This is a genomic window from Microbacterium sp. Bi128, from assembly GCF_918698205.1.
Genome location: NZ_CAKKMM010000191.1, coordinates 1 through 7,498 on the forward strand (window position 1 = coordinate 1; position 7,498 = coordinate 7,498).

Here is a 7,498-nt window from a genome sequence, read left to right on the forward strand (position 1 = left end):
GTCGCCGGCGAAGGCGCCTTCGCATCGGCATCCGCCGGACGGGGGATCTCTTCGTCGGTCTCGCCGCTGCCACGCGGGCGTGCGAGCCACGGCGACCGGTGAAGGGGCTGCTCGACACCGAGGTAGGTCGCCACCGTCAGCACCGTGATCACCAGCAACACGATCGGCATCCACGCCGGTCCGGCCGGAAGCAGGACTCCGGCGAACACGATGACCGGCAGGTGCCACAGGTACAGGGAGTACGAGACGTTGCCGACGGCCACGCTCAGCGGGTTCGTCAAAGGGAACAGATGCCGGTGGCGAGGGTCTCCCCCGACGCCGGCGGCGATGACGAGAGCGGCACCGGCGACCGGCAGCGCCGCCCACGGCGCGGGGAAGGACGACGTGGGCTCGATCACGACGAACGACGCGACGATCAGCCCCATGCCCGCCCACGCGAGCAGCACGCGCGCGGCGGCCGGCATCCGCCCCAGCGCGGGGGCGAGGACCGCCAGTACCGCACCCACGCCCAGCTCTCCGGCGCGGGCGAGGGTCGAGAAGTAGGCACCGATGGGATCGGCGGAGGTCAGCTGAACGGCGGCGACGCCCGAGGCGACGACGAGGACGAGCGCGGCGACGCCGACCACCCACCGTGCGGCGGCCGCTCGTCGGGCGGCGGCGGGGAGAAGAGCCACCAGCGCGAGCAGGACGAGGGGCCAGACGAGCGAGAACTGCTCCTCGATCGACAGCGACCAGAAGTGCTGCAGCGGAGAGACGTCGGTGGACGCGAAGTAGTCGCGCCCCTCGAGGCCGAACCTCCAGTTGGACACGAGGCCGAGCGCCGAGAGAGCGTCACCGAGCGTCTGCTCCGCCCGCGCGCGATGGAACACGAAGAACCCGGCGGTCACCACCGTCGCCAGGACGAGCAACGCGGCCGGCAGCAGACGCCGGATGCGCCGCGCGAAGAACGCGCGGAGGTCGATCGTGCCGGTGGCCGCGAGGTCGCGCAGCAGGATGCCGGTGACGAGGAAGCCCGAGAGCACGAAGAACACGTCGACGCCGACGAAGCCGCCGGTCGGCCAGCCTGTCAGGTGACTCGCGACCACGCCGATGACGGCCAGTGCCCGCAGTCCTTGCAGATCGAGACGCGTGCGCGAGGGAACGGTGGGCACGGGCGGGGCATCCTTCCGGGCCGCAGTGCACGGCCGCAGAGAGCTTACGGGAACCGCTCCCACGTCGTCGCCGACTCAGGGCGTGGGCCGGACCGACCCCACCGCGAAGCTGTGCACGCCGAGCTCTTCGCTGAGCGCTTCGCTCATGAGATGCCCGCGCACGCTCGTCCCCTGGGCATCCAGCGGCGGGCTGATGACCGCCGCGCCGAGACGTCCGGGCACCGCGAGCACGATCGCCCCCGACACGCTCGATTTCGCCGGGATGCCGACCGCGCGCATCCAACGACCCGAGCCGTCGTAGACGCCGCACGTGGCCATCACCGACACCACGTCGCGCGCGACGCGAGCGGGGACGGTCCGCTCCCCCGTGCGGGGATTCACCCCGCCCAGCGCCAGGGTCGCGCCCATGACCGCCAAGGTCTCGGCATCCACGAGGGTCGCGCACGCCCGCGCGTAGACGGCGACCGCGTCGTCGGCGCTCGGGGTCAACGTGCCCTCGGCGCGCATGAGGTGCGCGAGCGCGTGGTTGCGGTCGCCGAGCAGGTGCTCGTTGTGGGCGACGTCTTCGTCGACCTCGAGCTCCCGTCCCGCGAACGCGGCGAGTCCGCGGGCGATGCGATGGGAACGAGCCTCGGCGTCGCTGCCGTCGACGAGGGATGCCGTGAGCAGTGCGCCCGCATTGACCATGGGGTTCGGCGGCCGACCCGTGCCGCTCTCGAGCTTGATCGCGTCGAACGACTCGCCCGTCGGTTCGATGCCCACGCGCTCCAACGCCTCTCCGTCGGTGTCGAGCAGCGCAAGGGCGAACAGGAACGGCTTGACGGCCGACTGCACGCTGAACGCCACGCGACTGTCTGCGCTCGCGCGGACCGTGCCGTCGGGCAGGCAGAGCGCGACCCCGCAGAGGTCGGGATCGGCGTTCGCGAGCTGCGGGATGCTGTCGTCGACCTCACCGCCGCGTTCGGTGCGGACCCGGGCACGCAGCGCCTCGAGGTCGTAGTGGCGGGGGTCGGAGATCTCGGTCACTCCCCCACCTTCCCAGCGATCGGGCGTGGACGAGGCCGTGCACACCATCTCGAGGTCCGCGCGGGGCCTCCGTGGGCGGCATCACGCGTCGAGAGGGGCGTTTCGCGACCGCCTCTCGAACCCGCGCGAAACACCCGAAACTTTCGGTCAGACGTCGTAGAATGACCGTATGAGCGCACCCGCCGACGGGTCCCGCATCCGTCTCGCCGACATCGCCGTCGAGGCCGGTGTCTCGGTCGCGACCATCTCGAAGGTCCTCAACGGTCACGGCGACATCTCCCCCGCCACGCGAGCGCGCGTCGATGCGCTGCTGACCGCACGCGGCTATCGGCGCCGCTCGGCGAGCGAGAAGCCCCGCGGCGACCTGATCGAACTCGTCTTCCACGAGTTCGAGGCGAGCTGGTCGATGGAGATCATCGCGGGTGTCGAAGAGGTCGCCAAAGCGCGCGGCCTCGCCGTCGTCGTCACCGAGAGCGGGGGCGCGCACTCGCTCGGAGAGGATTGGCTCGAGGGCGCTCTCCGGCGTCGCCCCGCCGGCGTGGTCCTCGTCTCGTCCGCGCTCGTCGATCGTCAACGACTGCGCTTGGCCACCCGGGGGATCCCGCTCGTCATCGTCGACTCCGCGGGTGATCCGCCCGCGGACATCCCCTCCGTGGGGTCGGCGAACTGGTCGGGCGGTCTCGCCGCCACGCGCCACCTCATCGAGCTCGGACACCGCAGGATCGCCGCGATCACGGGCCCGAGCGACATGCTCTGCTCGCTCGCGCGCGTGGACGGGTATCGCTCGGCGATGGCGAGCGCGGGTCTGGACGTGGACCCGCGATGGGTGCGCTTCGGCACCTTCTACGTCGAGGGGGGTCGCGATGCGGCGCGCGACCTGCTGTCGTCGGACAACGCGCCCACCGCGATCTTCGCCGGCAACGATCTGCAGGCGCTCGGCGTCTACGACGCAGCACGCGAGCGGGGCATGCGACTCCCCGACGATCTGTCGGTCGTCGGGTACGACGACATCGCGCCCGCGCGCTGGGTCAGCCCCGCCCTCACGACCGTGCACCAGCCCCTCCGACGGATGGGGGCGGAGGCGACGCGCATGGTCCTGGATGCCGCGACGCGAGACTCCACCGACGTCGTGCCGCGCGTGGACCTCGCCACTCATCTGGTCGTTCGGGGCAGCACCGCTCCCCCGCGCTGACGCGCTCCGCGAGGTCGTCGCGGTCGCGGAGAGCGACGGCGGGAACTTTCGTCGTAGTTTCGTAACGTTTGCGTAACCTCCTGGTCCGGAGGCGCCTCCTCGGCGCATATGTTGTCTGCCACAACGTAACTGCGCAAAGGAGCGCTCGTGCACAGACGCATATCCCCCCTGGTCTCCCTCGCTGCCGTGGGAGCCCTCATGCTCGGCGGAGCCGCCCCCGCGGTCGCCGCCCCGACCACCGTCACCTCCGTCGACTTCGAAGACGGCACCACCGGCACCTGGACCCGCAGCGGCGGAACCGACAGCACCCTGAGCGTCGTCGATCTCGACGGCGGAAAGGTGCTGGAGGTCGCCGGCCGCGACGCCGACTACGTCGGCATCCAGAGCCCTGCGGGCATTTACGAAGCCGGCACGACGTACGACTTCTCGCTGAGGGTGCAATTGGCCCCCGGTACGCCCGACACGACCGCGCGCCTGGTCATGAAGCCGGCGTACACGTGGGTCGGGAACACCACGGTGACCGCCTCCGGATGGACGACCATCTCCGGCTCCTACACCCCCGAGCCCGGCGACGTGTCCGGAGTGCAGGCGTACATCGGCACGTCCGACATCGCCGACACTCCCTCGTTCACCTATTACGTCGACGACATCGTCGTGACCACCGCATCGCCCGGAGGCGGCGAGGTGCCCGACGTGGCACCGGGTGGTGCCGTGAACCCGACGGCGACTCCCGTCTCCGCCGCTCAGGGCACCGGGAACGTCGCCGCGCTCACCTTCGACGACGGCCCGAACTCGGGCACGACGCCCGAGCTCCTGGACTTCCTCGCCGAGAACGACATCACAGCGGTGTTCTGCGTCATCGGACAGAACATCACCGCCCCCGGCGGCGCCGACCTCCTCCGGCGCATCGTCGCCGAGGGGCACGTGCTCTGCAACCACTCGACCACGTACGACGACATGGGTTCGCTGACGCAGACGCAAGCCGCCACCCGCATGGCGGAGAACCTCACGATCATCCGCTCCGCGTTGGGCGACGACGACTACCCCGTGCCGTACTTCCGTGCGCCCAACGGTTCGTGGGGCAACACCCCCGCCGCCGCCGTCTCACTCGGGATGCAACCGCTCGCGGTGGTCAACACGATCAACGACTGGGAGACGCAGGACGTCCCCACGCTCACGGCGAACCTCCGTACGGCGATCACGCCGGGGCAAGTGGTTCTCGTGCACGACGGCGGCGGCGACCGCAGCGGCTCGCTCGCGGCGGTACGCACGGTCGTGACCGAGCGCCTGGCCGACGGCTGGACGTTCGCGCTCCCGGTGGGAGCGCCGGACGAGCAGCCCGGCGGCGGCGATCCACAGCCCGGTACCGTCCTGATCGACTCGGACTTCGATGCCGGCGACCTCGACGGCTGGTCGGCCCGCGCAGGGTCGGAGACCTCGGACCCGCAGGTGACGGTCGTCGAGGGCGGTGCGGATGACACGGTGTCGGCCGCACAGGTCGGGGAGCGCAGTCACGAGGGTGACGGCATCCAGCGCGAAATCGCTGGGCTGCTCGAGCCCGGCAAGACCTACGCCATCAGCGCCGCCGTGCGTTTCGCGCCGGGGGCCACCGTCGGTCAGGGCCTCACCCTGTCGGCACGCACCGTCTCGGGCGGCACGCAGAACTTCGCGAACCTCCTGCAGATCGAGAACGCGACGGCCACGGGCTGGACCACCGTCCGCGGAGAGTTCACCGTGCCGACCTACGACTCGGCCGCGGAGATCTACGTCGAGGCGCGTTACAACAGCGGCAACACCTCGACGTTCCTCGTGGACCAGGTGCGGATCTCGGTCCCCGAGGGCGCGCAGGTCGACACCGGACTGGTCGCCGTGAAAGACACGGTCGACTTCCCCCTGGGCGTCGCGATCGACTCGCGCGAGACCACGGGTGCCGCCTCCGAACTGCTGCTGCACCACTACGACCAGATCACGCCCGAGAACCACATGAAGGTCGAGGCCTGGTACACCGGACCGGGGCAGTTCGCCCGCAACGCCGAGGCGACCGCTCTGCTCGATTTCGCGCAGGCGGAAGACCTCCGGCTGTACGGGCACGTCCTGGTGTGGCACTCGCAGACCCCCGCGTGGTTCTTCCAGGACGACTCGGGTCGCGAGCTGACGACCTCGGATGCCGACAAGCAGGCGCTGCGCGACCGGTTGCGGACGCACATCTTCGACGTCGCGGCATCCATCGCGGACGACTACGGTCCCTACGGCTCGGACACCAACCCGCTCGTCGCGTGGGACGTCGTCAACGAGGTCATCTCCGATCAGGCGACCCCCGACGGTCTGCGGACCAGCCGGTGGTACCAGGTTCTCGGTGAGGAGTTCATCCGCCTGGCGTTCCAGTACGCCGACCAGGCGTTCAACGACGAGTACGCCGCGCCCGGCACGGACCGTCCGGTGAAGCTCTTCATCAATGACTACAACACCGAGATCGACGCCAAGGGCGCGCAGTACGAGGCTCTCGTGCGACGCCTGCTGGACGCGAACGTGCCGATCGACGGCGTGGGCCACCAGTTCCACACCTCGATCAACACGCCCATCAGCGCGTTGCGCGGCGCACTCGAGCGTTTCGAGGGCCTCGGCCTCCTGCAGGCGATCACCGAGCTCGACGTCACGATCACCCCCGCGGACGACCCCAACCGGGTGCGGCAGGGGTACTTCTACCGCGACGTGTTCCACCTGCTGCGGGAGTACCAGGCGGCGGCACCGGCCGCGGAGAAGATCTTCTCCGCGACGGTGTGGGGTCTCACGGACACCCGGTCGTGGCGCGCCGAGCAGCAGCCGCTGCTGTTCACGGGCGGGCTGCAGCCCAAGCCCGCGTACTACGGCGCGATCGACGACAGCGCGGGGCTTCCGTCGCTCGTCACGACCGCGAACGTGTTCGAGGGCGACGTCGAACCCGGTGCCGACTTCACCGACGCACCGGAATGGCGCAACCTCCCCTTCCACCCGCTGACGGCGGACGCGGGCGGTTGGCAGGCACGCTGGAACGCCGACCACCTCGCGGTGATCGTGCGGTCGGCGGCGACGCCCGACCGTGTGGCCTTCACCTACGGCGGCCAGGAGTACTTCTACGCCCCGGGTGTCGAGGGATCGCTCCCCGGCGCGCAGGAGGTCGTTGACGGCGTGACCTTCACGCTCGCCCACGTGCCGCACTCCGGCGTCGAGGCCGGACAGGGCGCCGACTTCGACGTGCGCCTCGTGAACGACGACCATGTCGTGGGGGCGTGGAACTCCCCGGGAGCGACCGGGCGACTCTCCTTCCTCGAGCCGCTGTCGTTCCTGCAGGTGCCCGAGCTCGCGGCGCCGACGGTGGACGGGCAGGTGGATGCCGCCTACGCCGACGCGGCGGTCGCGACGACCGGTCGCACGGTCGAGGGATCCGCGGAGGGCGCGAGCGCCGAGGTGCGCTCGCTCTGGCAGGGCAACACGCTGTACGCCCTGTTCGACGTGACCGACCCCGTGATCGATCTGTCGGGGAGCGACCCGTGGCAGCAGGACAGCGTCGAGCTCTTCCTCGACCTCGGGAACGGCAAGGCGGGCAGCTACGGTCCGAACGATACGCAGATCCGCATCTCTGCCGACAACGTGCTCTCCTTCGGCTCGGGCAACACCGCCGCCCAGCAGGCGCGGGTGCTGGCGAGCGCGACGAGTCGCACCGACACGGGATACCGCGTCGAGGTCGCGATCGATCTGGCCGGTCAGTCGGGCGGGCAGAGCAACGTCCCGCTGGGCGGCCTCGACACCGTGCACGGCATCGACTTCCAGGTCAATGACGGCCGGCCCGAGGGGCGGTTCTCGGTGAAGACGTGGGCGGACCCCACCGGCACCGGCTACCAAACCACCGCGCGCTGGGGCGTTGCCGAGCTGATCGGCGAGGCAACGGATCCGGGTACGAACCCCGGCACCGATCCGGGCACGGACCCCGGCACGGACCCCGGCACCGATCCGGGCACGGACCCCGGCACCGATCCGCGCCCGGGAACGGCGACGGGCCCGCTGCCGCCGTCCCGCGGCTCGGCGGACGCGCTCGCCACCACGGGGAGCGCGACACCGTGGGGAGCCCTCGTGCTCGCCGGCCTGATGC

At 70.8% G+C, this 7,498-nt stretch carries 4 protein-coding genes; 2 read left to right on the forward strand and 2 right to left on the reverse strand.

Annotation, left to right across the window (positions count from 1 at the left end):
• The coding region (locus tag LQV45_RS14060; protein WP_230007567.1) for an acyltransferase at window positions 1–1,151 on the reverse strand (1,151 nt) is incomplete at its 3' end.
• A gap of 75 nt (window positions 1,152–1,226) precedes the next feature.
• Window positions 1,227–2,177 (reverse strand): glutaminase A, encoded by a 951-nt coding sequence (glsA, locus tag LQV45_RS14065; protein ID WP_230007568.1) that lies wholly within the window; start codon window positions 2,175–2,177, stop codon window positions 1,227–1,229.
• Between the two features lie 169 nt (window positions 2,178–2,346).
• Between glsA and LQV45_RS14070 the strand changes: the two genes are divergently transcribed.
• Complete coding sequence (locus LQV45_RS14070; RefSeq protein ID WP_230007569.1) at window positions 2,347–3,369, forward strand: LacI family DNA-binding transcriptional regulator; 1,023 nt, start codon at window positions 2,347–2,349, stop codon at window positions 3,367–3,369.
• 147 nt (window positions 3,370–3,516) lie between these two features.
• Window positions 3,517–7,498: endo-1,4-beta-xylanase (locus LQV45_RS14075; protein ID WP_230007570.1), on the forward strand; the 3,982-nt coding region annotated here is incomplete at its 3' end.